The following is a 24,589-nucleotide window of genomic DNA, read 5'->3' on the forward strand; positions in this document are numbered from 1 at the left end:
GATGTTGCCCGGTGCGGGGGCCGACCGCGGGGCGGCCGACTACGCGCTCGTCGGCGCACCACTCGACGCATCCACGTCGTTTCGCCCCGGCGCACGCTTTGGCCCGCGCCGCATCCGTCAGTTCGGTCGGCAGTTCGACGATTACGACCACCGCACCGGCCAGCACTTCACTGACTGTTCTGTGTACGACCACGGCGATATCGGTCCCACGGCCGATGTCGCCGAGTACCTCACCTTCCTTGAGGGCACCCTCTCGGATTTCGATAGCGAGGGGGCCGTCCCCCTCGTCCTCGGCGGCGAACACACCGTCTCCGTCGCCGGCGTGCGCGCCCTCGACCCCGACGTGTTCGTTTGTCTGGACGCCCATCTGGACCTACGGGAGTCCTACGCCGGGGATGAGTACTCCCACGCGACGGTGACCCACCACGCGCTTTCAGTGGCTGACGAAGCGATTGTATTGGGTGCACGCACCGGGTCGGAAGCCGAGTGGGACCGCGCCGCTGCCGACGACGTGACCGCCGTTCCGCCAGCGGACGTGGCCGACTGGACGCCCGACTTCGACGACGAGCGGGTGTATCTCTCCGTCGACATCGATGCCGCCGACCCCGGGTTCGCGCCGGGAACCGGAACGCCGGAGCCGTTCGGCCTCGACCCGGGAGAGATACACGACGTGGTCCGGGCCGTCGCGCCGCAGGCCGTCGGCTTCGACGTGGTCGAGGTCAACGACCGCGACGACGGTCAGGCGGCGACGCTGGCCGCGAAACTCCTGCGAGCGTTCGTGTTCGCCCACGCCACCGACGAGTAAGCCCGCCCCGTCACAGGCTTGGGCCACGGTATACTGATACGCCCGGGACCAGACTATCAGCGTATGAGTACTGGTACCACAATTCCGCAGGACCGCGCGCTGTCGCCCGATGACTGGTCCCATCCGGCGGAGCGAGACTATGCGGACGCCCAGGCCCGCCTTGCCGACCACTACGACCTCACCGTCGAGTCCAGAGCGACCGAGACGGACGCGGCGGGCCGGGTTCATTATCTTGTGGGCGGGAACCCAGACGGCGACCCCGTGCTCCTCCTTCACGGAGTTGGCACACCGGCCGCGACGTGGCTCCCCCTGTTCCCGGCGCTTACCGACGAGTACCGTGTGTACGCTCCCGACCGACCCGGCCTCGGCCTCTCCGCCGCGCCGAGCTACCGCGACCGGGACCTCCGGTCGTTTCTGGTGACGTACTTGCTGGACCTGCTTGAGGACCTCGCTATCGAGCGGCCCCACGTAGTCGGCAACTCCCACGGCGGCCTCCAGTCGTTCCTGCTCGCAATCGACCACGACCGCGTGGACCGACTGCAACTGGTCGGCGCGCCGGGCGGCGTCTCACGGGACCTCCCGCTCCCGTTTCGCCTCCTGACGGTTCGTGGACTCAACCGCGTGTTGCTGTGGCTACTCAACCGCGGTGACCCGGTCGAAAACGCGAGGCAGTCGATGGAGCGGGTCAACGTCGTCGACGCCTCGGCCATCCCGGACGCCGTCTACGAACTACTCGCCGTCGGGCAGGACCTGCTAGGGCGACAGGAAAGCCAGCGGTCGCTGGCGACCGCACAGGGGTCCTACGGCCGCGCCCACCCGCTGTTTGATATCCGGGACGAAATCGTGGAGATCGACCGCCCGACGCAGTTCGTCTGGGGAACGGAGGACGCCTTCTGGCCGCCCGACGTTGGTCGTCCCGTCGCCGAGAAGATGCCCGACGCTGCGTTCCACGAACTCCCCGGCCACGGCCACACACCGTGGCTGGAGCCGGACGATGCTGTTGCCGAACTAGTCCGGACATTTCTCGACCAGTAAAATGTATCCAATGTCATACACTGCAGACACGTTCTATCAGTGCTGTCGGGACCGGTGATGTAGGCTGTCGGTTCTTGAGAGCCGATACGCCACGACGTGTTTTATTAAACGGGCTATCTTTCTTGCGGGCATGGACCAGCTATCGTCGTGTTACTTCTGTGGCGGTGCGCTCGATGTCTCACTCTCCGAGTATCCGATTATCCCGAAATCGCTGGACCCGGAAGCCGAGAAGCAGGGGACCGTCGTGCTCTGTTCGACGTGTCGAGAGAAGCTTGCGACTATCGTCGAGCCGGCCGTCGAGGCGGCGAAGGCAGACGCCCGCGACGCGGCGGAGACGGCTACCGACGACGGGACTGCGGAGCCGCCGGGACAACTGGCGGAGTCTGAGACGACGACAGCCGACGAACCAACGACCACCGACAGCGTGGTCGAGCCGGCCGACGACGGCTCGCTACTGGGCGGCGACAGCGCAACCGCAGACGACCAAGAGAGATCGGTGCAGTCGGCGGAGACAGCGGCCTCAACCCCGGAGCAGGATTCGGCGGAGCCAGCGAACTCGACGGCGGAATCGGATGCAACGGGAACGTCCAAGGCGGACACTCCAGATGAGCGACCGGCGGAACCGACCGAAACAAATGACACAGGAACGGCTACAGCCGAGACGGAAAGCGGGGACACCGACAGCAGCAACAGCAGCGATACCAGCGATAGCAGCACAGACGGCCCCTCGCTGACGAAATTGGAGTACAACAAGGTGATGCGCCTGCTCCAGAACCGCGAGATGCCGGTCGACCGCGCGGAGATACGTGAGGTCGCGGTCAACGCCTACGACATCGACGGAGAGCAGTTCGACGCCATCATCGACGCTGCCGTGGACCGGGGCCTCATCGGGCAGGAAAACGGCCAGTTGGTCGAATCGGACGGGTAGCCCGACGCCAGTAGAGAAAAGCATACCACCGGCCCTCTCGAAGGCCGCGCTATGAACGCAGGCAACATCGCGACGCGTCTCGACGACCGACTCGACATCGATGCCTACGCTGACATCGACGCCAGCCCGAACGGCCTGCAGGTCGGGCCGGCGACCCAGCCGGTCGAGCACGTCGCTTTCGCAGTAGATGCGGCTGTCGAAACTATCGACCGCGCCGCCGAGGCGGGCGCTGACCTGCTCGTGACCCATCATGGTATCGTCTGGGGCGGGATGGAACGCGTGACCGGAACCAATTACCGGCGGGTCGCACCGCTGATCGACAACGACCTCGCGCTGTACGTCGCCCATCTCCCGCTGGACGGCCATCAGTCGCTTGGCAACGCCGCCGGCGTCGCGGACCTGCTGGACCTCGACAACCGCGCGCCGTTCGGGTCGATGGGTGGTGAGAACATCGGCCAGCGCGGGGTCCTTACAGAACCTCAGACGGTCTCTGAATTAGCTAATACCCTCAAAGGAATTTTGGATACTGGTGGACAGGATGTTCAGGTACTCGATTTCGGCCCATCGACTATCGAGAACGTCGCAATCGTCACTGGCAGCGGCGTCGACTGGCTGCAGGAGGCAGTCGAGAAAGACGCCGACGTGCTCATCACCGGCGAGGGGAAACAGCAGGCCTTCCACGAGGCGCGCGAACAGGGACTCAACGTCATTCTCGCCGGCCACTACGCGACGGAAACGTTCGGCGTCCAGTCGCTCCAGACCGTCGCCGAGGACTGGGGGGTGGAGACGACCTACATCGACTGTCCGACCGGTCTCTGAGGCGATGGCCGATAGCGTTTCGTACGTGGGTATTCGCTCGGATGCGGCCCTCATCGACTGGTCGCAGCAGTACTGCCGACAGGTCCGCCGCGAGCGGGGCGTCTCGGTTCGGTTCGACCTCGTCGACTGGACGGTATCCCATCGCGCCAAGCGCCGAGCCGCCGCGGTCAAGCGGCCGAGGCTGGACGATGCCACTGTCGGCGACCGGTACGACTGGGACAGCATCGACAGGAGCGACGGCCGCCCACTCCCGTGTACGGTGTCGCTGACTTGGGATGCGTTTTCGGCCTTCGACCGCGCCGAGTGGGAGTCGACGCTGCGACACGAACTCATCCACGTCGAACAGTACCAGCGCGACGGAACGACTGACCACGGCCGAGCCTTCCGGGAGCGGGCCGACCAGCTCGACACTGCCGTCCATTGTCCGGCATTCGCCGATCCGAAGCACGTCCTCACCTGCGGGGCGTGTGGCGACCTCGTCGCTCGTCGCTATCAGGACTGTAAGCTCATCGAGCAGCGCGAACAGTACCAGTCTGACTGCTGTGGGGCGGCGCTAGAGCTGGGCTGACTATAGCAAGAACCTGATGGCCCAGAGGACGCCCATCCCGGTCACCATCGTGGCGAACACGTCTTCGGTTTTCCAGGCGACACCTGCTGCGAGCGCGCCGGCGACGAACTTGTCCGGAGCGAAACTACCGGCGTCGAGTGTCACGAACGAGGGGAGTACGAGCGCGGCGAGGACAGCTGCGGGGACGAACCGCAACACCTGTTCGACGACCGGCGGAATCTCGTCGAGCCGGCCGAACAGCGCGATAAAGGAGAGTCGACAGGCGTACGTCAGTACGCCGATGACAGCGATGACGCCGGCTATCTCAACCGGGCCGTAATTAGTCGCCATCGGTCCCTCCCACGGCGGATTCAGTGAGAACGCCAGCAGTGATGCCAACGCCGGCTGCGACGAGCAGCCCGAGATTGAGCGGGAGGCCAGCGCCAACGACGGCAACGGTACCACCGACGACAGCAGCGACGCCGGTCGCTGCGTCTTCGATTGCCGGCACCAGAATCGCGAGGAAGACAAGCGGGATCGCGAATTCGAGACCCCAAGCGTCCGGGACGCCAGTGCCGAGTAGCGCCCCGGCAATGGTCGTGACCTGCCAGACTCCCCAGAGCGTCAGGGCGACGCCGAGGTAGTACCACTTCCGGTTCGTCTCACGGTCGGACCGGTAGCTGGCGACAGAGAGTGCGTACGCTTGGTCGGTCAACACATAGGCGAGCACCGCTTTCCACCGGCCGGTGAACTCCCGAAAGTACGGTGCAATCGATGCCGAGTACATCAGCAGTCGGAGGTTGATGACGACGGCTGTCGCGACGACGACTGTCAGTGGTGCGTTCTGTCCGAGCAACTCCAGCGCTGCGAGCTGTGATGCGCCGGCGAAGACGACCACCGAGAGGCCGACTGCGGTCGGTAGCCCCAGTCCGGCGTTGACGGTAGCGATGCCGGCAACGAGGCCAAACGGAATAATTCCCAGCAGGAGCGGCGCAACATCGCGAACGCCGCGCCTGAAGGCAGCAGTATCCATAGCTCCCAGTCCAACGTAGGGGCGTCTAAGCCCTCCGTTTCAGTGGCAGTATGTGATGTTATGTCGACACATAGTCCGTAACCGTCACGGCGAACCACGACGTTGAAACCCGACGCCATTCGACTCCATGGTAATGAGCGACCACACCGACGAGCGGGAGACGTTCCATCACGACCCGATCGGGCACGCGGAAGCCCGTGCCGGGATGACGGTCGGCGAACTGGCTGACAGCTACGGTGAGGCCGGCATCGGCGCGAACGACATCCACGAGGCCGTCGACATCTACAGCGAGATGCTCGACGACGACGTGACGACGTTCTTCGGGCTGGCTGGTGCGATGGTCCCGACCGGGATGCGGGCCATTGTGAGCGAACTCATCCGCGACGGGCACATCGACGTGCTCGTCACGACCGGCGCGAACTGCACCCACGACAGCATCGAGGCCATCGGCGGGAAGCACCACCACGGCGAGGTCACGCCCGAGGGGCAAACGGAGCGCGAACACGACGAGACGCTCCGGGACGAGGGTGTCGACCGAATCTACAACGTCTATCTCCCGCAGGAGCATTTCGCCCTGTTCGAGAACCACCTCCGCGACGAAGTGTTCTCGACGCTGGAAGACGAGGGCGCGGTCTCGATCCAGCGCATGACCGAGGAGCTGGGCCGGGCCAACAGCGAGGTCAACGAGCGCGAGGACGTGCCCGAGGACGCCGGCGTGCTCGCGGCGGCCTACGAGAACGACGTGCCGGTGTACTGTCCGGCTTTTCAGGACTCCGTGCTCGGACTGCAGGCGTGGATGTACTCCCAGACCAGCGAGTTCACGGTCGACGCGCTCGCGGACATGACCCAGATCACGGACATCGCCTACGAGGCCGACAGTGCCGGCGCGATGGTCGTCGGCGGCGGCGTCCCGAAGAACTACGTCCTCCAGACGATGCTGGTCTCGCCCGACGCCTACGACTACGCCGTCCAGCTGACGATGGACCCGTCGAACACCGGTGGTCTCTCCGGCGCGACGCTCGACGAGGCCCGCTCGTGGGGGAAGCTTGAAAAGGACGCCCGGAATGTCTCGGTGTATGCCGACGCGACGATTACACTCCCACTGGTCGTGGCCGCGGCCCGCGAGCGCCACAGTACGTAATCGTGACCCGTTCGACGTAGACGGCTACAGACCCGGCCGATGTGGGTCACGTCTACTGAGAAAAATATATCCCTCATATAAAGGGTCTTTCACGACCGCTTGCCAGCCGTATCTGCCATGTCACAGTATCTCGGCCGGCGGACGTTCGTTGAAGGCTCAGCGGCGGCGCTGGCAAGCGCGGGGCTCGTGGGGAGCACACCGCGTCAGGAATCGGACGACAGCGAAACGACCAACAGTGACGCAGATGACAACGAGTCCGAAGCGATGACCGGCGAGACGACCCTTATCGCCCACCGTGGGTTCGCTGGCGCGTACCCGGAGAATACGGAACTGGCCGTCGAGGCGGCCTCGTTCGGCGGCCCGGGGACACAGACGGTCCACCGGCGCGCCGACATGATCGAGGTCGATGTCGTGCCAACGGCCGACGGCACGCTCGTCACCTTCCACGACAACGGACTGTCAGAACGCGACGGGGGCGAGCGCGGCCTGACCGGCGCTGATGGGCTGGTCTTCGAGACCGACACCGACACCGTGACCAGCGCGACCGTTCTCGGGACCGAGGAGACGGTTCCGACGCTCGAAACGGTCATGGACTCGATTCCGCCGAGCGTCGCCGTCAATCTGGAGTTCAAAAACCCCGGCAGTCAGGACCTCCGTTTCGCCGAGTCGTTGCCGGACCAGACGCTGTCGACACAACGAGAGCTGTGGCGACCATACACCGAGCGCGCGCTCGACCTCGTCAGCGAGTACGACAACGACATTCTCGTCTCGTCGTTCTACGAAGCCGCGCTCGCGACTGTTCGGGACTACGACGACTCGATTCCCATTGCCTGTCTCTTCTGGGACGACATCGAGGAGGGGCTTGAGATCACCCGCCGCTACGACTGTGCCGCGATGAACGTCCCCCGGAACATGGTTCAGGGAACGCCATTCTTCAACGACAGCGGCTACATCGACTCCGACCTGAGCGACGTCGACCTCGCCGAAATCGCCGCTGACGAAGACCGGGAGTTGAACGTCTGGACGGTTAGCACATGGTATCAGGCACAGGAGCTCGTCCGGGCTGGCGTCGATGGACTCATCTCAGATTACCCCAGCGTGCTCCCGTCCCAGAACTGACGCACATCGAGGCCGAATGTTGAAGGGGCGACCGGCCGACAACGACAGTATGGAAGCACCGACCGGGGATGCAGGAATCTACGCGCGTGAGTCGTCGTATCTCGACCGGTACGTCCAGCTGGGTGAGGCCGGCGACCGGATCATCTCACTGTCGTTTCCGTCCCAGCCAGAGGCCGACGCTGGCGAGGACCACGCCTTGCTTGACCGCATCGACGAGTATCTCCAAGGGGCTGAGGACGATTTCACGGATGTCACCGTCGGCCTCACGGTCCCGACGGACCAGCGCACAGTGCTGGAAGCCATCAGAGAAATCCCGTACGGCGAGGACGCGTCCGTCGCACAGGTCGCGCGGATGACGCCCGACTTGGACGATGACGACGAGGACGACATAGCACAGGTCCGGAAAGCACTGGCCGCGAACCCCGTACCGCTGTTGATTCCGGATCACCGGGTTCGTGACGGGCCGAGCGCCGCGCCGCCGCCCGTCGAGCAGAAACTGCGCGCTATCGAGGGCCTCTAGGCCCAGAGCCGGTCGACACCCAGCCCTTCGTGGACGATCAGTTCGAGGGCGTTGACGAGATAGTGGGCGACGACGACGGCTAGCAGGCTGTTTGTCGCGATGAACAGGCCCGCGAGCGCAAGCCCCAGCGTGCCCGTGACGACGATACCCGCCCGGCCCTGTGCGCCATGACCCAGCGCGAAAGCGACGGAGGCGACGACAGCCATCGCCCACGCTGGTGCGCCTAATCCCGCGACGGGGACGCCGATAGCAGCCGCCCGGAAAAGGAGTTCCTCGACGATTGCGATGACTGGCAGGACGACCCCGAGCAGGACGACCCAGCCGCCAGCCGAGTCCGGGGCGAGCAGTTCCCGCAGCGACTCGTCGAAGGCGACGCCGAAGCCGTCGGCCACGGCGGCGGCGAGTTCGTTGCCCAGCCAGAACCCGATACCAGCGCCGATGCCGACGGCCATCGCCGGCAGTCCTGTCGAGAGCGCGTCCGCGGAGATGCCGAACGCACTGGCCGGAATCGCGAAGTAGAACGCACCGGCGACGAGCAGGACACCGAACAGCCCCTGCGTGAACGCGACGTTGGCAAGTAACGCCCCGGTCGAGAGGTCACCCGGGGCCAGCGTGTCGCGCATTTGTCGTCGCTGGGCCGCTGCCCGCTGGGTCTCGAAACGCGGGATGGTCGGGTCTCCTTCGGGCATCGAGACCCCGTCGACAGCCGACGAAACGCCGCCGTCGGACCGGACGGCTCCCTGTGAGAGCCGTGCGAGACCGAGAAGCGCGGTTAAAAGAAACCCCGTGAGGCCGACGAACGCGGCCCACTCGGGCATTTATTGGGGACTCGGACTGCCGCTCTGCCGGCCGACCTCGTGGTCGAGTGCCTTGCCCGTGATGGACTTGAGGCGGTCGACCAGCGAGTCCTTCTCGGCTTCGCCGGCGAGGGCGACCTCGAGGACTTCTGAGATGTGCGAGACGGGAATGATCTCGATCATGTCCTCGTACTCGTCTTCGATCATCACGTCTTGGGTGTTCGCTTCGGGAATGATGACCGTATCGAGGCCGGACTTGGCGGCGGCCTCGATCTTGTGCGTGACACCGCCGACCGGGAGCACGTCGCCCCGGACAGACAGTGAGCCGGTCATGGCGAGGTTCTGCTTGATCGGCACGTCTTCTATCGCGGAGATGACCGCGGTCGCAACCGTGATAGAGGCGGAGTCGCCGTCGACGCCGCCTTCACCGGCCTGAACGAACTGGATGTGGACGTCCTTCTCGGAGATGTCCTCGTCGGAGAACTTCTTGATAATCGCCGAGACGTTCTGGACGGCCTCTTCGGCCATCTCCTTTAGCTGTCCCGTAGCGATGACTTGGCCGGGACCCTGTGACGGGCTGACCTCGGCCATGACGGGGAGGACGATACCGCTGTCCTCACCCATGACTGCGAGGCCGTTGACGCGGCCGACCACGTCGCCCTGATTGACGGTGAGCTCGTAGTCTTTGCGGCGCTCGATGTAGTTGTCCGCGAGCTGTTGCTCGATGGATCGGGAGCGCCGCTTCGCTTGGAGCACGTCCGCGCGCTCGGTCTGCTCACGGTCCTCGGCGCGGGCGATGTCGCCGGCGACGCGGACCAGCCCACCGAGGTCGCGGAACTTCAGGCTGAGGTGGCCTTTGCGGCCGGCGCGACGCCGGGCCTCCAGAATGAGTTCCTGAACGGCCTCCTCGGTGAAGTGTGGGAGTCGACCGTCGTTCTCGACCTCTTGGGCGACGAAGCGCGCGTACTTCCGTCGCATTTCGGGGTCGTCCTCGATGGTGTCGTCCATGTACACCTCGTACCCGTACCCCTTGATACGGGAGCGCAGCGCGGGGTGCATGTTCTCCATGGCGTCGAGGTTCCCCGCCGCGATCATGATGAAGTCACAGGGGACTGGCTCGGTCTGGACCATCGCGCCCGAGGAGCGCTCGGACTGGCCCGTAATCGAGAACTCGCCCTCCTGAATAGCCGTCATCAGCTTCTGCTGGCTGCGGATATCGAGCGTGTTGATCTCGTCGACGAACAGCACGCCCTTGTTTGCCTGGTGGATCGCGCCGGGTTCGACGCGGTCATGAGATGGCGTCTCCATCCCACCGGACTGGAACGGGTCGTGGCGAACGTCGCCGAGCAGCGCACCGGCGTGAGCGCCCGTGGCGTCCTCGAACGGCGCGGTCTTCTGGTTGGCGTTGTTGACCAGCAGGTTCGGAATCATCGCGTCGCTGCCGCGCGAGCCGTAGCGGAAGGCGAGATAGATGACACCGGCCGCGAGAATCCCCAGCAGGACTTGCTGGACGAGGATCAGGGCGTAGCCGATGACGATGGCGATGATGATCCACATGAGGAAGGTCCGCATCTGGTTGCGCTTGCGGGCCTCCTCCTTGTGGGCCTCGACAATCTGTTCCCCTTTGCCGCCGGGGACGGTGCGAACTTTCGGCTCGTTGCCGTCGTCGGGATTGTGGTAGACAAGAACGTCCTGCAGTTCCTCTCGTGGGAGCAACTGGGACATCGCCTTCGCCAGCATCGACTTCCCCGTCCCGGGGGAGCCGATCATCATCACGTGGCGGCGCTGCTTGGCCGCCTTCTTGATCACGTCACGGGCGTGGTCCTGCCCGATGACTTGGTCGACGAGTCGGTCTGGTACTTCGATGTCGGCGGTCGAATCGATTTCGAGACCGCCGAGGAGATTCTCCTCGTCTCCGTCCAGTTCGGACTCGCCGTCAACTTGGACATCGCTTCCGAGTGTCGTTTCGGACGTTTCTCCCTCGCCGCCCCATCGGTCCTCAGGCGGGTCGGATGGCTCGTCGGCCGAGGGCTCAGAGGCAGGTTCGTCGGGGTCCTGTTTGGCCCCGTTGGTCGACGCCTCTTCCTCCCCAGCGTCGGATGCCTCCCGGTCGGGGTCGGGAGTCGCGTCGGTGTCGGTGTTGTCGCTCATACAAACGTTGCTAACATACTCACGGAAGGCCTGTCGACTGATATACTTTCTCCCCGTGTCGGTTGTTGCAACACCCCTGAAACCGCAGTACAGCGCCCGAATTGGCCGGGGTTGTATCCCGGCAGTACCGCGTCGTCGGGTTTATCAAACCACCACACCCACTGGGGAATATGCGTGGGTTCTACATCGGCCGCTTCCAGCCCTACCACAACGGCCATCACTCGATGGTCGAGCGCATCGCCGAGGAAGTCGATGAGCTCGTCTTGGGCATCGGAAGCGCCGACGATTCACACACCACACATGACCCCTTTACCGCCGGTGAGCGGATCATGATGATCACGAAGGCCGTCGCGGAGTACGACCTGACGACCTATGTCGTGCCCCTTGAGGACATCAACCGCAACGCCGTCTGGGTGAGTCACGTCGAGAGTATGTGTCCGGACTTCGACGTGGCCTACTCGAACAACCCGCTTGTCGTCCGCCTGTTCGAGGAGGCCGGCATCGAGGTTCGCCAGTCGCCGATGTTCGACCGTGACCGGCTGGAGGGCAGCGAGATCCGCCAGCGGATGATCGACGACGAGTCGTGGCGCGACCGCGTCCCGTCGTCTGTCGTGGAGGTCATCGAGGAGATCCACGGCATCAAGCGGCTCCAGCACGTCTCGGACAGCGACTCGCTCGAACGGTACACCGCCGCCGACGAGTCGGTCGAGAAGTCTCTCGAAGACCTCGACGACTGATGATTACGCTGAGTTCAGACTTCGGCTCTCCGTATCCCGCGGCGATGAAGGGTGTCATCTGTCAGGCGACGGACGCACGTATCGAGGATATCGCCCACGACTTTCCGCGACAGGATGTCAGGGCGGCGGCCTTCTGGCTCACGCAGACGCTCCCGTACTTCCCGCCGGCAGTCCACTGTGTGGTCGTTGACCCGGGCGTTGGGACCGACAGGGACGCGCTTGTGGTTCGCGCAGGCGAGCACGCGCTCGTGGGTCCCGACAACGGCGTCCTCCTGCCGGCCGCCCGCGAACTGGCCGAGAACGCAACCGGTGCAGCGGACACCTTCGAGGTGTTCACTTGGGCGTACGACGACCCGCCAAGTACGACGTTCCACGGACGGGACGTGTTTGCGCCAGCCGCGGCGGCCGTCCACGACACCGGCGTCGACGACATCGAAACACGGCCCGAAACTGACTCGACCGACGACTACGTCGACCTTCGGTTTCCGGCGGCCACAGTCGAGGGCGACAGAGCGACCGGTGAGATACTCGTCGTCGATGAGTTCGGGAACGCTGTGACGAACATTCCCGGTGAGGTACTCGCGGACCGGTTTGGGGACACAATCGGCGTTAGCGGGCATGATGCTCCAGTCCGCCGCGCCTACGCCGCCGTCGATCAGGACCAGCGACTCGTGACCGTCGGCAGCCACGGGAACGTCGAACTCGCGGTCAATCGGGGTCGCGGCGACGAGGCGTTCGGTGTCAGTGCCGGCGACACAGTCACCATGTCACTGTGACGACGTGTGATTTCGCGGCAGTTTAGGCTCGCCGAAAAATCGGTGCTGTTAAGTCTTTTAGGCCTGCCTAATCGATTGTATGCCACAGAGACGTGATTTGCTGAAGACGGTGGGGATCGCTGCGACGGGACTCCTTGCTGGCTGTCCCGGGGTGGGGTCGTCCGACTCGAACACGGCGTCAGCGGATACCGAAGCAGCGACAGAACAGGTAACGGCTGCAGAAACCGACGATGGGGGCGAAAGCGGCGGTTCGGTCGGAGCGATGACCGCTGTCGCGACTGAGTGGAACGCCTACCGGGCGCGGCTGTACGACGCCGTCGCGCTGGGCCGGGCCGGTGTGCCCGGTGCAGGGGCGACCGTCGCACAGAATATTTTCGCTCGGTTCGAAGGTGCATCGGGTGAGTATGGGGCCCACGAACAGCTTGAATCCACGTCCGAATCGGCATACGAGGGGTTCGAAGACGCACTCGGCGCTGTCCAGTCGTCGCTGTCCGAGGGGGACGTGTCGGGGGCCGCTTCGGCAGCAGACGAGGCGTCAGGCCACCTCCAGACCGCACAGCAGGCCGCTGCTGGACAGCAGGCTACCAGAGTGCTGGACCTGCTCTTGCTGGGCAGCCGAGCGAGTAACGCTGCCATGGCCGCGACGCTGGGCGCTTTTGAAGGGGCTGCCGCTATCGCGGAAGAGACGACGACCGCGTTCGAGGACGCGCTGGTCCACGACAGGCTGGAGGCGGCCGACAGCGAGGCGTACGAGGCCTTCGAAGGCGCACTGTCTGGTATCGGCTCCGCTGCGGGCAATGAAGACGGAAGCAGTGTCACCGAACAGGCTCGCGCCGCGCTCGATGCGACTGTTTCGGGTGCGTACGCGCTAATCTCCGAGGAGGTAGTCGCCGGTGCGGGCCACCTCTCGACAATGCAGGCCCGCGGTTGGGACGCAGCCGCACTCGCCTCCGCTGGCGGTCCCGGACAGGCGTACGCGCACACGGTCACGCTGAACAGTTACCGTGCCCGCGTCGCCGATGCGGACTGGCTCGCTGCCAACGACGCGGCGGCTGCAGCGTCGACGGCCGTCGAGAACGTCTTCGCTCACTTCGAGGGAGCAAACGCACACGACGCGCTGGAGGAGGCCGACGGCGAGGCCTACGAAGCGTTCGAGGGCGGGCTGGAGGACCTCTCCGGTGCTATTGAGAACGGCAACGCGGACGGCATCGACAGCGCCATCGAAACGGTCGATACGAACCTCGTGACGGGTATCGAAGCGCTGGTCGGCGGTGAGGACGCCCGCGCTGCGCTGGAGTCGGCGTTCTTCCGTGCCCGCATCGCGGACGCCCGCGAACTGTATCGCCTCGGCGACGCAGACAGCGCGGCAACGATTGTCTCGGACGTCTTCGCCCGCTTCGAGGAGAACGAACTCGGCTTCCACGAGACGATGGAGCACGAGAGCGAAGACCTCTACCACCGCTTCGAGGAGGAACACCTCACATCGCTCCAGTCGGCCTACGAGAACGACGACAGTGCGGCCGTGGCGACCCACCACGACGGAGTCCAGCAGGCGCTGCTTGACTTCGAAGGGGCGCTGTCGACGGCCGTCGCCAGCGGCGCGGAGGCGGACTACATGATCGGTCGGGCCTTCGACGCGGCTGGACTCGCAGCGCTGTCGGAGACCGACCGCGCGGCGACCGTCATTCAGGACACCTTCGCTCACTTCGAGAGCGGTGCGGCGGGCTTCCACGAGGCACTGGAAGAAGCCGACGAGGACACCTACGAGAGCTTCGAGGCGACGCTTGCGGATGTTCGCTCCGCCGCTGAGGACGGCGGCGACGTCACCGCCGCGGCAACGGCGTTCAACGCCGAGGCCATCGCGGCAGCGTACGCCATCGCCGGGAGTGCTGGCGGCAACGGGGAGGCCGCGGCGGCAGTCATTCAGGATGTCTTCGCGACGTTCGAGGGGGCGAAAGTTCACGAGATGCTGGAGGAAGCGGACCACGACGCCTACGAGAACTTCGAGGCCGCGCTGAACGACTACTCGCAGGGGCTCACGGGCGGGGACGCGGACCCGACGGTGTTTGCGGACGCGACGCGAACCGCGCAGTTCGCCGTCGTCGGCGCTGTCGACAACGCTCCAAGCGGGTCCGCGGGCGACGGCGGCGAGGCGTCCGAGGAGACCGAATCGTCGCTTTCGGGTGGCCCGAACGTTGTCGAGGGCGTTCCCGACGACGCGGACCACGTCGTCGACATGGAGGCAGTGGCGTTCGCGCCCGAGGAACTCACCGTCAGCGTCGGCGACAAAGTCGCTTGGGAACACGTCGGCGGCGAAGCCCACTCAGTCACCGCCATCGAAGATGACATCCCGGAGGACGCGTCCTACTGGGCCTCCGGTGGATTCGAAAGCGAATCGGCCGCACGCGAGGGCTGGGAGAACGGAGACGGGGCTGTGCAGTCCGGCCAGAGCTACGTCCACACGTTCGAGACGGCCGGCGAGCACGGCTACGTCTGTATTCCGCACGAAGCCGCGGGGATGGTCGGCACCGTTATCGTCGAAGAGTAGCGCCGCTATTTTTTGGATAGCCTAAAAACCGATGCCTTTTTGTGTTTTAGGGTTACCTAAATAATTGTATGCCGGACGAACAGGCCACATCGAGGCGGGACATCTGTCGCCGTAGCGAGTCGGGTACTGCCGTCCCTGTCGTCCGCGCAAACCCCGCCCGACGGGAGGTGAGAGTCTGGACGTGAGCGTGTACTGACCTGTCAGCTTCGACCATCTTTCGCGGCGACGACCACCGTGGGCATAGCCCGTCGCCGCGCGCCACGAGTTTTTCGTGTCTGTCCCGTGGGCGTCTCGCCCCAAGGACGCCCCATTTCAGGTCCTTCGCCGTGGACCACGCTGGAACCACTGATTCTTGCCAGCCACTGGTGTCCGATGAGTCGACACTGGTGCTGGTATTTCGGGACAGGCGTTTTGGGTCCGCCAGCCTTGACACCGACTATGAGCGACGAGGAACCAGCGGAGAACATCAGCGGGGGGACCGCTGGCGGCGGCCAATCGGCAACGTTCGACCCGGAAACGGCGGGGACACGGGCCGAAGCCATCGTCGACCGTCTCGGTGAAATGTACTGGACGAAGACATACGGCGGCCGGGACGCCTTCGAGTGCTTGGTCCGGACGATTCTCAGCCAGAACACCTCCGACAAGGCGAGCCAGCCGGCCCACGACGAGCTGATGGCGCGGTACGGAAGCGGCGGGGACGTGGACAGCGAGGGAGATACCGACGGGACCGGTCTTGCCCGCGCACTGGCCGACGCCGATCAGCCCGAACTCGCCGAAACCATCTCCTCGGCCGGGCTCTACAATCAAAAATCCGAGCGCATCATTGCCCTCGCTCAGCGTGTCTGCGAGGAGTACGGCGGCGAAGCGGGCTTCGACGAGTTCGTCCGAGACGGCGACCCCGAGGCAGTTCGGTCGACGCTGCTCGACATGAACGGCGTCGGTCCGAAGACCGCCGACTGCGTCCTGCTGTTCGCGGGCGGCCGTGGCGGCGTCTTCCCCGTCGACACACACGTTCACCGCATCGCCCGCCGGATGGGGCTGGCCCCGGCCGACGCCGACCACGAGACGGTCCGCGAGTCTCTGGAGCGCGACGTGCCCGCAGCGAAGTGCGGCTTCGGACATACCGCGATGATTCAGTTCGGCAGAGAGTACTGCTCGGCCAGAAAGCCGGCCTGTCTGGACGACCCCGACGCGTGTCCGCTCGCGGGGCACTGCGACCAAGTCGGTGTGTATCCGGCCGCTGATGAGGTTGTCGACCCCGCCGAAGCGGAGTAAGTAGACGAGTTTTGGGTCTTTTCTGGAACGTTCCGAGTGATCACAACCGCAAAGATTCAGAAAGTCCCACCCGTAGCCGGCTGGTCAATCTGTGTTGGGTCGGACTGAAAGGGGCGGGTAGCTGAACGATGGCGGACGACGCAAGCACTACATGAGCGACCGAAGGGAGCGAAGAAGCGCGCAGCGAGTCCCCCGAGTTCAGCTACGCGGGGCTTTCTGGCTGTTAGAGGTCTGCCTGCAGAGATAAATAACGGTCTCTAACGTATTACCGAACGCTCATTCCCGGTGGCCCCAGCGCTCGCCGTCGTCGCCGTACCGCGCACTCACGATGCGGTTGAACTGGTCGTCGGACAGCGAGATGTCGGTCGCGCCGACGTTCTCGTCGAGCTGGTCGACAGTACGAGCGCCGACGATGGGGACGCAGGTGAGGTCCGGCTGTTCGATGAGCCAGCGGAGTGCGACCTGCGCGGGCGTGGCGTCGAGTTCGTCCGCGACAGCACGGAGTTCGTCGAGGACGTGCCAGCCGCGCTCGGAGAGGTAGAAGTCCTCGAAACGGTCGGACAGCGAGCCGCGAGCGCCCGCTGGTCCCTCGAAGGCTGTCGGGTCGTCGTCGTCCGTGCGCTCGTACTTGCCCGTGAGGAATCCGCCGGCCAGCGGCGAGTACGGACAGACGGCCATGTCCTGATCGGCACACACATCGAGGTAGTCCTTCACGTCGTCGCGGTAGCCGGCGTGGAACAGCGGCTGGGTCACCTCGAAGCGCTCGTAGTCCTCGACGTCGCTTTTCCAGAGCGCCTTCGTCAGCTGCCAGGCGGCCATCGTCGACGCGCCGAGGTGGTGGACCTTGCCCGCGCGGACGAGGTCGTCAAGCGTCGACAGCGTCTCCTCGATGTCGCTCTCTTCGTCCCAGCGGTGGATGTAGTAGAGGTCGAGGTAGTCCGTGTCGAGGCGGTCGAGCGTCCCCTGAATCTGGGCGCGAATGTGCTTGCGGCCCAGACCGGAGTCGTTGGGACCGGGCTCGCCGCGGCCGTCGAAGGGGAAGTACACCTTCGAGGCGATGACGAAGTCCTCGCGGTCGTAGTCGTCGAGCCACTCCCCGATGTACTCCTCGCTGGTCCCGTTGGGGTTGCCGTAGACGTTAGCGGTGTCGATGAAGTTGATGCCCCGTTCCCACGCAGCGTCGAGCAGTTCGTGGGCTTCCTCGCGGTCGGTCTCGACGACGCCGCCGGTCTCCCGGCCGAAGCGCCACGTACCGAAACAGAGCTGTGAGACCGTTGTCCCGGTCGAACCGAGTCTGGTGTACTCCATATCGGGGGCACGTCGGGCAGGCGGAAAAAGAGGCGCGGTCCCGGCGAAGGCTGTCCGGTACTCCTACGACCGCATCGTGGACGCTGCGACGACCAGCCCGGACACCAGAAGGAACGCTACCAGCGAGAGGTTCGGCACGGTCAGACCGAGCACCCGATACTGTACCTGTGCACAGCTAATCGCTCCGAGGCCACAGGTCGTCTGGCTCACCTGCAGCCAAGAGTGATACGCGGCGATAGCGGCTCCCGGCACGGAAAGCGGGAGCGCCGTCCGGACGACGCCGGGGCGGTCCTCGACGGCGGCGACGCCGAGGACGACCACCAGCGGGTACATGAGGATACGCTGATACCAGCAGATCCGACAGGGCGTGAGTCCGAGACCAAGCGAGAGATAGAGGCTGCCGGCCGTCGCAACGGCGGCGACGACAGTCGCGGCGGCCAACAGGAGCTGAGATCGGTCGGAGACGAATCGGGAGTCGACCACAGCAAAGCCGGCGATGGCCGGCGAAAAAAGCGTTCCGAGACCCGCGTTTGGGTGGCTCGGCAACGCCCGCTTTTTCAGTCTCGCCGCCGACAGCCAGCGTATGCCCGACGATTCGGACCCCGAGGCGAATCTCGAACAGTGGAAGTCGGCGATGCAGGAAGAGCACGCCGACGCCATCGCGAACCCGGACCCGAACGAGTCCCACCAGATAGAGGGCGTGGCACAGGTCACGTATCGGGTGACCTTCGACTACGACGCCAGCGAAGACGCGCTCGAACGGGAAAGCGCCGAGGAGGTCGATGATCTGACTGACCCCGAACTGCTCTCCTGTGCGTGTGGCGTCCGCGGGATGACGCCCGAGGAAGCGCGGGAGCACATGGCCGCCGCTGTCGAGCAGTCGTAATCAGTTACAGCGGCCAGCCTCAATCGTGGATGGTCACACCGTCCTGATCGACCGAGATGTCGAGCAGGCTGGTCACCTCGTAGTCGGTGTCATCGAGCGCCGACTCGCCCTGTTTCCGGAAGACGACGACGATGTCCGAGATGTTCGCATCGATGTCGTCGAGCGCCTCGCAGATCGCGGCCATCGTCCCACCGGTCGAGAGCAGGTCGTCGACGATGAGCAGGTCGTCGCCCGCCTCGATGTCGTTGATGAACATCTCCGACTCGGAGTAGCCGGTGGTCTTGTGCAGCGGGACCTCGTCGTCGAGGCCGTAGGAGCGCTTGCGGATGACTACGAGTGGAATGTCCGTCTGCAGCGAGAGCGCAGTCGCGATGTGGATACCCATCGCTTCCGGTGCGACGATCTTGTCCACGTCGAGGTCGGCTGCCCGCGTCACGCCGACGACGACCTCGCGGAGGAGTTCCGGCTCCAGCATCGGCACGCCGTTGCTGAGCGGGTGGACTAGGTAGGAGTATCCATCCTTGTCGATGATCGGGGCCTCGTGTAGCGACTCGCGGAGCTTCTCCATGCCTCCGTTACCTGAAGGGAGATAATAAACTGTTCGAGGCCGGGCCGTGGTGTGTGAGTGACTGTATCGGACCGTGGCTCGGGTAGTCTGCCCACACGACCAACCGAGAGCGACGGCCTCAGTCCGCCGTCGAGGCCGGGCGCTCCTGCGTCGTTTCGAACGGGCTGTCTTCGATGATGTCGCGGGCAGTGTGTTCGCCGCTGATGAGACACATCGGCATCCCGATGCCGGGCGTCGTGTAGGCCCCGGTGTAGTAGAGTCCGTCCAGCCCGGCGCGGTGGCCGGGGCGGAGAGGCCCGGTCTGGAACAACGTGTGGGCCAGCCCGAGCGCCGTTCCCTGCGGGTCGCCAAAGCGGTCGGCGAACTCGCTGACACACGCCGATTCCTCGACGACGGTACGGTCACGGAGGTCCACGCCGGTCTGCTCGGCGAGGTCGTCCAGTACGAACTCGCGGTACTCCTCGCGAATCTCGGGGCCGTCGTCCAGCCCCGGCGCAATGGGAACGAGGACGACGACGGCGTGGTGGCCATCGGGGGCGACCGTTTCGTCGGTCTTGGACGTGACTGAGAGGTAGTACGCCGGGTCGTCAGGCCACGCCGGGCGGTCGAATATCTGCTCGAAGTGGCCGTCCCAGTCTGTCGGCAGGACCAGCGAGTGGTGGGCCAGCGGGTCTACGTCGCCCTCGACACCGAGATACAGCATGAACGCCGACGGCGCGTAGGTTTGGTCGTCCCAGTACTCGGGGTTGTGGTCGCGCGCGGCCGGGTCGAGCAGATTCTGTTCGGTGTAGGCGGGGTTGGCGTTGCTGACGACGATGTCGGAGCCGACGACGCCGTCTTCGGTGGTCAGTTCGAACGCGCCTGCCTCGCCAGCGATGTGCTGGATCTCGGTCCCAGTCTGTACATCGACGCCGAGTTCCTGTGCCAGCGACCCGAGGCTATCGACGACGCCGGCGATGCCGCCCGCCGGGTAGAACACGTTCATGTTCAGGTCGACGTGGCTCATGATGCTGTACAGCGCCGGCGTGTTGTGAGGAGCGCCGCCGAGAAACACCAGCGTGTATTCGAGCAACTGCCGGAGCTTCGGGTGGTCGATGTAGCGGCTGACGTAGTCGTCCATCGACCCGAACAGCCGCGCCCGCGGCGCGAGCGGGAGGAGGTTAGTGTCGACGTAGTCCCGCAACCGCTCGCGGCCCTCGTAGACGACCCGCTCCATCGCCAAGTCGTAGTTGCGCTCGGCGGTGTCGAGGTAGTCGGCCAGCGCGTCGCCGGCCCCCTCCTCGTAGGATTCGAACACCTCGCGGGCGTTCTCGCGGTTTGGCCGCATCGTCACGCGGTCGCCGTCCTTCCAGAACACCCGGTACTGGGGGTCCAGCCGCTCCAGTTCGTAGTAGTCCGCGGGCTCGCGGTCGAAGTGGTCGAAGAAGCGCTCGAACACGTCGGGCATCAGGTACCACGACGGGCCGGTGTCGAACCGGAAGCCGTCGCGTTCGAGAACGCCCGCGTGGCCGCCGAGGCGGTCGTGGCGTTCGAGCAGTCGCACGTCGGCCCCGGCGTCGGCCAAGTAGCACGCAGCCGAGAGGCCGCCGAAGCCGCCGCCGACGACGGTCACCGTCCGGTCGCGAGGGAGGCCATCACGCATATCGACCGCTAGCGACTATGCCTGAAAAAGGGTTCCTCGGATTCTCAGGACTTCACAACAGACACCGTCATCATTAATTCACTGGGCCGTTCTCAGTTCGCTGGAATCGCTTGTTTCGTTTATACTGAGCTTTTCCCTAGCGTCGCCGTATGCGAACAATCAGCTTGGGCTCCGTCTGGAACCGCCACCGGGACGCCGACCGTCATCCGTCGCTCTGGCTTTCGCGGGCGAGCCTGCTGGTACTCGCCGTCACCTTCGGTCTCCTCGGTGCTGTCGGCGTCAGGGTTCCGCTCCGGGCCCAGATGGTCGTGTACCTCGTCGGGATGGTCGCGCTCAACCTCCCGCATGGCGGCTACGAGCACTTCGAGAACCTCCGTCGCCGTCGTCCCGGATTTCGCTGGCGGTACGTCGCGGTGTATCTGGCGGCCATCGGCGGGTTCGTCGGCCTGTTCCTCGCCGCTCCCGTTGCAGGCCTCGCGCTGGCGCTGACCGTTGCCATGGCGAAGGGCGGCCTCGGCGGCCTACAGGTGCTGGAAGCGACGAGCGGCACCGAGCACCTGCAGACTCGGTTCCAGCGCTGGCTGGCGGCAGCCGTCCGCGGTGGGGCAGTGATGCTCGTCCCCATCGTGTTCTGGCCGGAGACGTTCCACGCGTTCAGTTCACTGATGGTCGGCCTCGTCGAACCCGGCGCGCTATCGCCGTACGCGGGCTCGTTCGACACGACCCGGCTCGTCGTCGGGTCCGCCTACGGCCTCGCTTTGACGGCGCACATCCTGCTGGGATACGTGCGTGGCGGCAGCCGCGCTTGGCTCGTCGATGCGGGGGAGTCGGTGCTGCTGGCGGCCTATTTCGCGTTCGTTCCGGTCCTCGTCGCTGTCGGCCTGTACTTCCCGTTCTGGTACTCCGCCCGGCAGGTGGCGCGGACAGCGTCCGTGGAACAAGAACCAGTCGGCGACGAGCGCTGGGACCTGCTCGGCGGTGCGGAGCCCTCGACCGTCGCACTGCGGGCTTGGGTCGTCCTCGTCGTCGGGGCGCTGGCCACCTTCGGCGTCCTCGTCGCTGTCTACTGGGCGTTCCCGAACCCGCTTGGCACGAGCGACCTGCTCCCCGGCGCGGTGGCGTTCTGGAGCGTGTTTATCAGTATCGTCGCGCTACCCCACATCGTCGTCGGGTCGGTCCTCGACCGTGACCGGGGTATCTGGTACGTGCCGTGACGGCCCACTCCCGCGAAGGATTGTGACACCGACCCGCAGATGACTAGGTTTCTGTAGCTGGCGACCACTCGGGACGGTATGACCGAGTTGCGCCCTGTCCCGACGACTGACCGCGAAGCCTGCCAACGGATGCTTCAGTACGCGTTTGCCCCCGAACGGGGACCTGTGCTGTCGGAGACGGATGACGACTGGCCGCCGTCGCTGTTCGACCAGCGAGGCCTCTACGACGGCGACAGCCTCCGGGCGGTCTGCAAGCTCTACTATCACGACACGACCGTTCGCGGCGAAGCGGTGACGGTCGGCGGCCTCGGCGCAGTCGCGACGCCGCCCGAACACCGCGGACAGGGGTACGCTGCCGACCTCTGTCGGCACGCATTGCACGAGTACCGTGAGGCTGCTGTCACCTTCGTCACTCTCTGGCCGTTTTCGACGCCGTTCTACCGGCGGCTGGGCTGGGGCACGGCGAACACCTATCGCCGCTTCGACCTGCCGCCGTCAGCGCTCCCGGACTACGATACTGCCGGACAGTTCGTCCCTCTCGACGCCGACGGCTGGGAACGACTCCGTCGGGTCGAGACCGCTGCAGCCGCCGGGACGGCGCTCTCGCTCCGGCGCTCGGAAGCGTGGTGGCGCAAGCGGACGCTCGCTGACTGGGACGACGGCGGTAGCCCGTACTGCTACGGCTACGAATGTGATGGGGAACTCCGGGGGTACGTCGTGTACACCGTCGCGGACGATGCTGACAACACGCTCTCGGTTTCGAACTTCGCGGCCGCCGATGAGGAGGCCCGCCGCGCGCTGTTCGCGTTCCTCGGGAACCACGGCGCACAGATCCAACGCGTCACGCTCCAGTTGCCACCCGACGCTGCCCTCCTCCACCGCGTCGACGACCCCGGCGCGGTCGACTGTACCGTCGAAGCCGGGCCGATGGTGCGGCTCACCGATGTCAGGCACCTCGAACGCCTCGACTGGCCCGACGGCGACCTCGACTGTCTGCTCTCGGTCAGCGATCCATTGCTCGACCGCAACGACGGCCTGTTCGAACTGTCCGTGAGCGGTGGCACCGCAACGGTCGATCCGCTTCCGGCCAGCGACTCGGCAGCCGATGTGACCGTCGACATTGCGACCCTTTCCCAGCTGGCCGTCGGCACGCACGGCGTCGACGCCGCTGACCGTCTGGCCGGACTGGAGATACTCGATGATTCGGTTCGCAAGCCGCTTGCGGACGTTTTCCGGCCCGAATCCGTCTATCTGGACGAGTTCTTCTGAGCCTGTTCGCTGTATACTTCGAGCGATTCGCTATTCTGGGATAGTGGAATCCGCCACAGAGTACCGTTGACAGTATGAACGCCGGGTCACTCAGTCGACGGCGAGTCGTCAACGCCGCTCTCGCTGATTCGGATCGTCGAGATACGGGTGCCGTCGACGCTCGTCACCTCGAACTCGTGTCCGGCCGCTTCGGCGGTGTCGCCGACTTCCGGCGCGCGGTCGAGGTGACTCAGTACCAGCCCGCCGATGGTTTCGACCGCGTCGCTGTCGAGGTCGACACCGAGCGCTTCACTGACTGTCGACAGCGGGACACCGCCGTCGGCATCGTAGCTCCCGTCGCTTTGCTTGCGGATGGCGTGTTCGCGGCCGTCGACATCGAACTCGTCGCGCAGGTCACCGACGACGGCCTCGACCACGTCCTCGATGGTCGCAATCCCCTCCAGCGACCCCCATTCGTCGATAACCGCGGCCATCTGCCGGCGGTCCTGCCTGAACTGTAACAGGAGGTCGTTGATAGCTGTCGTCTCTGGGACGACCGGTATCTCCCGGGCGATGTCGCCGGCAGTCGCGCTCTCGTTTCCTTCCTCGCCGGCCCGCAGTACGTCCTTGACGTCGATGAACCCGACAATCTGGTCGCTGTCGTCGGCGTCGACCACCGGATAGCGGGTGTGCCCCTCGTCGAGAACGACGGCCCGGATATCCGACAGCGTCGCGTCGGCCGGCACGCTCACAACGTCTGGCCGCGGGACCATGACCTCCCGAACGTTGGTATCGTCGAGGTCGAACACGCGCTCTATCATGTCGACTTCGGACGCGTCGATGTTCCCCTCTTCACCGGACCGGGCCAGTACTCGCCGGATTTCGCGCTCGCCGAGCGTCTCGTCCGTTTCCGAGGCCGGTGGGACACCCAGCAGCTTCGTGAAGGCGTTGGCCGAGCCGTTGAACACGACGATACCGGGATAGAACAGGTAGTAAAACAACTGCATTGGCGGCGCGAGCAACAGCGAGAGCCGCTCAGTCTGGGCAATCGCGAACGTCTTCGGTGCGAGTTCGCCGAAGACGACGTGGAGGAACGTGATGATGGTGAACCCGACCGCAAACGCGACGAGGTGGAGGAGGCTCTCCGGCAGTACCGGGGCCAGAACAGGTTCCAGAAGCGCTGCGACGGCGGGCTCACCGACCCACCCCAGCCCCAGTGAGGCGAGCGTAATGCCGAGCTGGGTCACTGCAAGGTAGTTGTCAAGGTCCGCCATCACTGCCTGAAGCGAGCCTGCGCCGGCCTGTCCTTCGTCGGCGAGCTGTTCGACAGAGGTCCCGCGGACTCGAACGAAGGCGAACTCCGCAGCGACGAAAAAGCCGTTCAGTGCAACGAGTCCAAGCGCCAAGACGAGCTGTGCCGCCGAAAGTACGAGATTTACCATCGCAACCCCCGGGCGGCGAGCGTCGGTGCGTTCATACACACCCATCTCCG

General features: G+C 65.2%; 24 protein-coding genes. 15 read left to right on the forward strand and 9 right to left on the reverse strand.

Annotated elements, in window-relative coordinates; translation table 11 throughout:
* Position 1 precedes the first annotated feature (1 nt).
* From speB to Har1129_RS00355, 5 genes are all read left to right on the forward strand, one after another.
* Positions 2 to 805 carry an agmatinase gene (speB, locus tag Har1129_RS00335; RefSeq protein WP_151098829.1) on the forward strand — a complete coding sequence of 268 codons (804 nt, stop codon included), beginning with the start codon at positions 2 to 4 and terminating at the stop codon, positions 803 to 805.
* Between the two features lie 63 nt (positions 806 to 868).
* Complete coding sequence (locus Har1129_RS00340; protein ID WP_151098830.1) at positions 869 to 1,840, forward strand: alpha/beta fold hydrolase; 972 nt, start codon at positions 869 to 871, stop codon at positions 1,838 to 1,840.
* A 130-nt stretch (positions 1,841 to 1,970) separates the two neighbouring features.
* The gene (locus Har1129_RS00345) at positions 1,971 to 2,768 is read left to right on the forward strand and encodes a hypothetical protein (RefSeq protein WP_151098831.1); all 798 of its coding nucleotides are present in this window, start codon (positions 1,971 to 1,973) and stop codon (positions 2,766 to 2,768) included.
* Positions 2,769 to 2,819: 51 nt separating this feature from the next.
* Positions 2,820 to 3,587 carry a Nif3-like dinuclear metal center hexameric protein gene (locus tag Har1129_RS00350; RefSeq protein ID WP_151098832.1) on the forward strand — a complete coding sequence of 256 codons (768 nt, stop codon included), beginning with the start codon at positions 2,820 to 2,822 and terminating at the stop codon, positions 3,585 to 3,587.
* Positions 3,588 to 3,591: 4 nt separating this feature from the next.
* A complete protein-coding gene (locus Har1129_RS00355; RefSeq protein ID WP_151098833.1) occupies positions 3,592 to 4,155 on the forward strand; it encodes a SprT-like domain-containing protein in 564 nt (187 codons plus the stop codon).
* Here the strand turns inward: Har1129_RS00355 and Har1129_RS00360 are convergent, their stop codons facing one another.
* Positions 4,156 to 4,485 carry an AzlD domain-containing protein gene (locus Har1129_RS00360; RefSeq protein ID WP_151098834.1) on the reverse strand — a complete coding sequence of 110 codons (330 nt, stop codon included), beginning with the start codon at positions 4,483 to 4,485 and terminating at the stop codon, positions 4,156 to 4,158.
* On the reverse strand, positions 4,475 to 5,167 hold the full coding sequence (locus Har1129_RS00365; protein ID WP_151098835.1) for an AzlC family ABC transporter permease: 693 nt from the start codon (positions 5,165 to 5,167) through the stop codon (positions 4,475 to 4,477). The genes Har1129_RS00360 and Har1129_RS00365 overlap by 11 nt, the downstream gene beginning before the upstream one ends.
* Before the next feature lie 133 nt (positions 5,168 to 5,300).
* Here Har1129_RS00365 and Har1129_RS00370 point away from each other — a divergent pair, with 133 nt between their 5' ends.
* The 3 genes from Har1129_RS00370 to Har1129_RS00380 all read left to right on the forward strand — a co-directional run bounded on the left by Har1129_RS00370 (position 5,301) and on the right by Har1129_RS00380 (position 7,947).
* Positions 5,301 to 6,308 carry a deoxyhypusine synthase gene (locus Har1129_RS00370; protein ID WP_151098836.1) on the forward strand — a complete coding sequence of 336 codons (1,008 nt, stop codon included), beginning with the start codon at positions 5,301 to 5,303 and terminating at the stop codon, positions 6,306 to 6,308.
* Positions 6,309 to 6,425: 117 nt separating this feature from the next.
* Positions 6,426 to 7,427, forward strand: coding sequence for a glycerophosphodiester phosphodiesterase (locus Har1129_RS00375; protein WP_151098837.1), 1,002 nt, complete (start codon positions 6,426 to 6,428; stop codon positions 7,425 to 7,427).
* 16 nt (positions 7,428 to 7,443) lie between these two features.
* Entirely contained in the window at positions 7,444 to 7,947 is a 504-nt protein-coding gene (locus Har1129_RS00380) for an MGMT family protein (protein ID WP_151098838.1), read from the forward strand.
* Here Har1129_RS00380 and Har1129_RS00385 read toward each other — a convergent pair.
* Together Har1129_RS00385 and lonB are read right to left on the reverse strand one after the other, a co-directional pair.
* The gene (locus Har1129_RS00385) at positions 7,944 to 8,765 is read right to left on the reverse strand and encodes a CPBP family intramembrane glutamic endopeptidase (RefSeq protein ID WP_151098839.1); all 822 of its coding nucleotides are present in this window, start codon (positions 8,763 to 8,765) and stop codon (positions 7,944 to 7,946) included. The two genes, Har1129_RS00380 and Har1129_RS00385, sit on opposite strands and share 4 nt — an antisense overlap.
* Positions 8,766 to 10,895: an ATP-dependent protease LonB gene (gene lonB / locus Har1129_RS00390; protein WP_151098840.1), complete on the reverse strand. Its 2,130-nt coding sequence runs from the start codon at positions 10,893 to 10,895 to the stop codon at positions 8,766 to 8,768. It abuts the gene before it with no gap.
* A gap of 170 nt (positions 10,896 to 11,065) precedes the next feature.
* Here lonB and Har1129_RS00395 point away from each other — a divergent pair, with 170 nt between their 5' ends.
* From Har1129_RS00395 to nth, 4 genes are all read left to right on the forward strand, one after another.
* Positions 11,066 to 11,632 (forward strand): nicotinamide-nucleotide adenylyltransferase, encoded by a 567-nt coding sequence (locus Har1129_RS00395; protein WP_151098841.1) that lies wholly within the window; start codon positions 11,066 to 11,068, stop codon positions 11,630 to 11,632.
* Positions 11,632 to 12,408 (forward strand): S-adenosyl-l-methionine hydroxide adenosyltransferase family protein, encoded by a 777-nt coding sequence (locus Har1129_RS00400; RefSeq protein ID WP_151098842.1) that lies wholly within the window; start codon positions 11,632 to 11,634, stop codon positions 12,406 to 12,408. The genes Har1129_RS00395 and Har1129_RS00400 overlap by 1 nt, the downstream gene beginning before the upstream one ends.
* A 79-nt stretch (positions 12,409 to 12,487) precedes the next feature.
* A complete protein-coding gene (locus Har1129_RS00405) occupies positions 12,488 to 14,956 on the forward strand; it encodes a DUF5059 domain-containing protein (protein ID WP_151098843.1) in 2,469 nt (822 codons plus the stop codon).
* Between the two features lie 438 nt (positions 14,957 to 15,394).
* Positions 15,395 to 16,231, forward strand: a complete 837-nt coding sequence (gene nth / locus Har1129_RS00410) for an endonuclease III (protein WP_151098844.1) — start codon at positions 15,395 to 15,397, stop codon at positions 16,229 to 16,231.
* A gap of 276 nt (positions 16,232 to 16,507) precedes the next feature.
* Here the strand turns inward: nth and Har1129_RS00415 are convergent, their stop codons facing one another.
* Entirely contained in the window at positions 16,508 to 17,539 is a 1,032-nt protein-coding gene (locus Har1129_RS00415) for an aldo/keto reductase (protein WP_151098845.1), read from the reverse strand.
* Between the two features lie 63 nt (positions 17,540 to 17,602).
* A complete protein-coding gene (locus Har1129_RS00420; RefSeq protein WP_151098846.1) occupies positions 17,603 to 18,022 on the reverse strand; it encodes a disulfide bond formation protein B in 420 nt (139 codons plus the stop codon).
* 100 nt (positions 18,023 to 18,122) lie between these two features.
* Between Har1129_RS00420 and Har1129_RS00425 the strand changes: the two genes are divergently transcribed.
* Positions 18,123 to 18,425, forward strand: coding sequence for a hypothetical protein (locus tag Har1129_RS00425; RefSeq protein ID WP_151098847.1), 303 nt, complete (start codon positions 18,123 to 18,125; stop codon positions 18,423 to 18,425).
* Between the two features lie 19 nt (positions 18,426 to 18,444).
* Here the strand turns inward: Har1129_RS00425 and hpt are convergent, their stop codons facing one another.
* Both hpt and Har1129_RS00435 read right to left on the reverse strand, forming a co-directional pair.
* On the reverse strand, positions 18,445 to 18,993 hold the full coding sequence (hpt, locus tag Har1129_RS00430) for a hypoxanthine/guanine phosphoribosyltransferase (RefSeq protein WP_151098848.1): 549 nt from the start codon (positions 18,991 to 18,993) through the stop codon (positions 18,445 to 18,447).
* Between the two features lie 118 nt (positions 18,994 to 19,111).
* Positions 19,112 to 20,635 (reverse strand): NAD(P)/FAD-dependent oxidoreductase, encoded by a 1,524-nt coding sequence (locus tag Har1129_RS00435; RefSeq protein ID WP_151098849.1) that lies wholly within the window; start codon positions 20,633 to 20,635, stop codon positions 19,112 to 19,114.
* A 149-nt stretch (positions 20,636 to 20,784) separates the two neighbouring features.
* Between Har1129_RS00435 and Har1129_RS00440 the strand changes: the two genes are divergently transcribed.
* Both Har1129_RS00440 and eis read left to right on the forward strand, forming a co-directional pair.
* A complete protein-coding gene (locus Har1129_RS00440; RefSeq protein WP_151098850.1) occupies positions 20,785 to 21,849 on the forward strand; it encodes a Brp/Blh family beta-carotene 15,15'-dioxygenase in 1,065 nt (354 codons plus the stop codon).
* A gap of 78 nt (positions 21,850 to 21,927) precedes the next feature.
* A complete protein-coding gene (eis, locus tag Har1129_RS00445) occupies positions 21,928 to 23,118 on the forward strand; it encodes an enhanced intracellular survival protein Eis (RefSeq protein ID WP_151098851.1) in 1,191 nt (396 codons plus the stop codon).
* 86 nt (positions 23,119 to 23,204) lie between these two features.
* On the opposite strand, the gene Har1129_RS00450 is transcribed toward eis, so the two are convergent.
* Positions 23,205 to 24,584 carry a hemolysin family protein gene (locus tag Har1129_RS00450; RefSeq protein ID WP_151098852.1) on the reverse strand — a complete coding sequence of 460 codons (1,380 nt, stop codon included), beginning with the start codon at positions 24,582 to 24,584 and terminating at the stop codon, positions 23,205 to 23,207.
* Positions 24,585 to 24,589: the final 5 nt, after the last annotated feature.

Source organism: Haloarcula sp. CBA1129, assembly GCF_008729015.1.
In the GTDB taxonomy this organism is placed as follows: Archaea; Halobacteriota; Halobacteria; order Halobacteriales; family Haloarculaceae; genus Haloarcula.

Bases quoted from the DNA above. Each gene is read 5' to 3' on its own strand.
- Har1129_RS00375 (WP_151098837.1), top strand. From the start codon at position 6,426: ATGTCACAGTATCTCGGCCGGCGGACGTTCGTTGAAGGCTCAGCGGCG.
- Har1129_RS00370 (WP_151098836.1), top strand. From the start codon at position 5,301: ATGAGCGACCACACCGACGAGCGGGAGACGTTCCATCACGACCCGATC.
- Har1129_RS00345 (WP_151098831.1), top strand. From the start codon at position 1,971: ATGGACCAGCTATCGTCGTGTTACTTCTGTGGCGGTGCGCTCGATGTC.
- Har1129_RS00380 (WP_151098838.1), top strand. From the start codon at position 7,444: ATGTTGAAGGGGCGACCGGCCGACAACGACAGTATGGAAGCACCGACC.
- Har1129_RS00340 (WP_151098830.1), top strand. From the start codon at position 869: ATGAGTACTGGTACCACAATTCCGCAGGACCGCGCGCTGTCGCCCGAT.
- Har1129_RS00355 (WP_151098833.1), top strand. From the start codon at position 3,592: ATGGCCGATAGCGTTTCGTACGTGGGTATTCGCTCGGATGCGGCCCTC.
- speB (WP_151098829.1), top strand. From the start codon at position 2: ATGTTGCCCGGTGCGGGGGCCGACCGCGGGGCGGCCGACTACGCGCTC.
- Har1129_RS00405 (WP_151098843.1), top strand. From the start codon at position 12,488: ATGCCACAGAGACGTGATTTGCTGAAGACGGTGGGGATCGCTGCGACG.
- Har1129_RS00450 (WP_151098852.1), bottom strand. From the start codon at position 24,584: ATGGGTGTGTATGAACGCACCGACGCTCGCCGCCCGGGGGTTGCGATG.
- Har1129_RS00360 (WP_151098834.1), bottom strand. From the start codon at position 4,485: ATGGCGACTAATTACGGCCCGGTTGAGATAGCCGGCGTCATCGCTGTC.
- Har1129_RS00350 (WP_151098832.1), top strand. From the start codon at position 2,820: ATGAACGCAGGCAACATCGCGACGCGTCTCGACGACCGACTCGACATC.
- hpt (WP_151098848.1), bottom strand. From the start codon at position 18,993: ATGGAGAAGCTCCGCGAGTCGCTACACGAGGCCCCGATCATCGACAAG.
- eis (WP_151098851.1), top strand. From the start codon at position 21,928: ATGACCGAGTTGCGCCCTGTCCCGACGACTGACCGCGAAGCCTGCCAA.
- nth (WP_151098844.1), top strand. From the start codon at position 15,395: ATGAGCGACGAGGAACCAGCGGAGAACATCAGCGGGGGGACCGCTGGC.
- Har1129_RS00385 (WP_151098839.1), bottom strand. From the start codon at position 8,765: ATGCCCGAGTGGGCCGCGTTCGTCGGCCTCACGGGGTTTCTTTTAACC.
- Har1129_RS00415 (WP_151098845.1), bottom strand. From the start codon at position 17,539: ATGGAGTACACCAGACTCGGTTCGACCGGGACAACGGTCTCACAGCTC.
- lonB (WP_151098840.1), bottom strand. From the start codon at position 10,895: ATGAGCGACAACACCGACACCGACGCGACTCCCGACCCCGACCGGGAG.
- Har1129_RS00440 (WP_151098850.1), top strand. From the start codon at position 20,785: ATGCGAACAATCAGCTTGGGCTCCGTCTGGAACCGCCACCGGGACGCC.
- Har1129_RS00395 (WP_151098841.1), top strand. From the start codon at position 11,066: ATGCGTGGGTTCTACATCGGCCGCTTCCAGCCCTACCACAACGGCCAT.
- Har1129_RS00435 (WP_151098849.1), bottom strand. From the start codon at position 20,635: ATGCGTGATGGCCTCCCTCGCGACCGGACGGTGACCGTCGTCGGCGGC.
- Har1129_RS00365 (WP_151098835.1), bottom strand. From the start codon at position 5,167: ATGGATACTGCTGCCTTCAGGCGCGGCGTTCGCGATGTTGCGCCGCTC.
- Har1129_RS00400 (WP_151098842.1), top strand. From the start codon at position 11,632: ATGATTACGCTGAGTTCAGACTTCGGCTCTCCGTATCCCGCGGCGATG.
- Har1129_RS00425 (WP_151098847.1), top strand. From the start codon at position 18,123: ATGCCCGACGATTCGGACCCCGAGGCGAATCTCGAACAGTGGAAGTCG.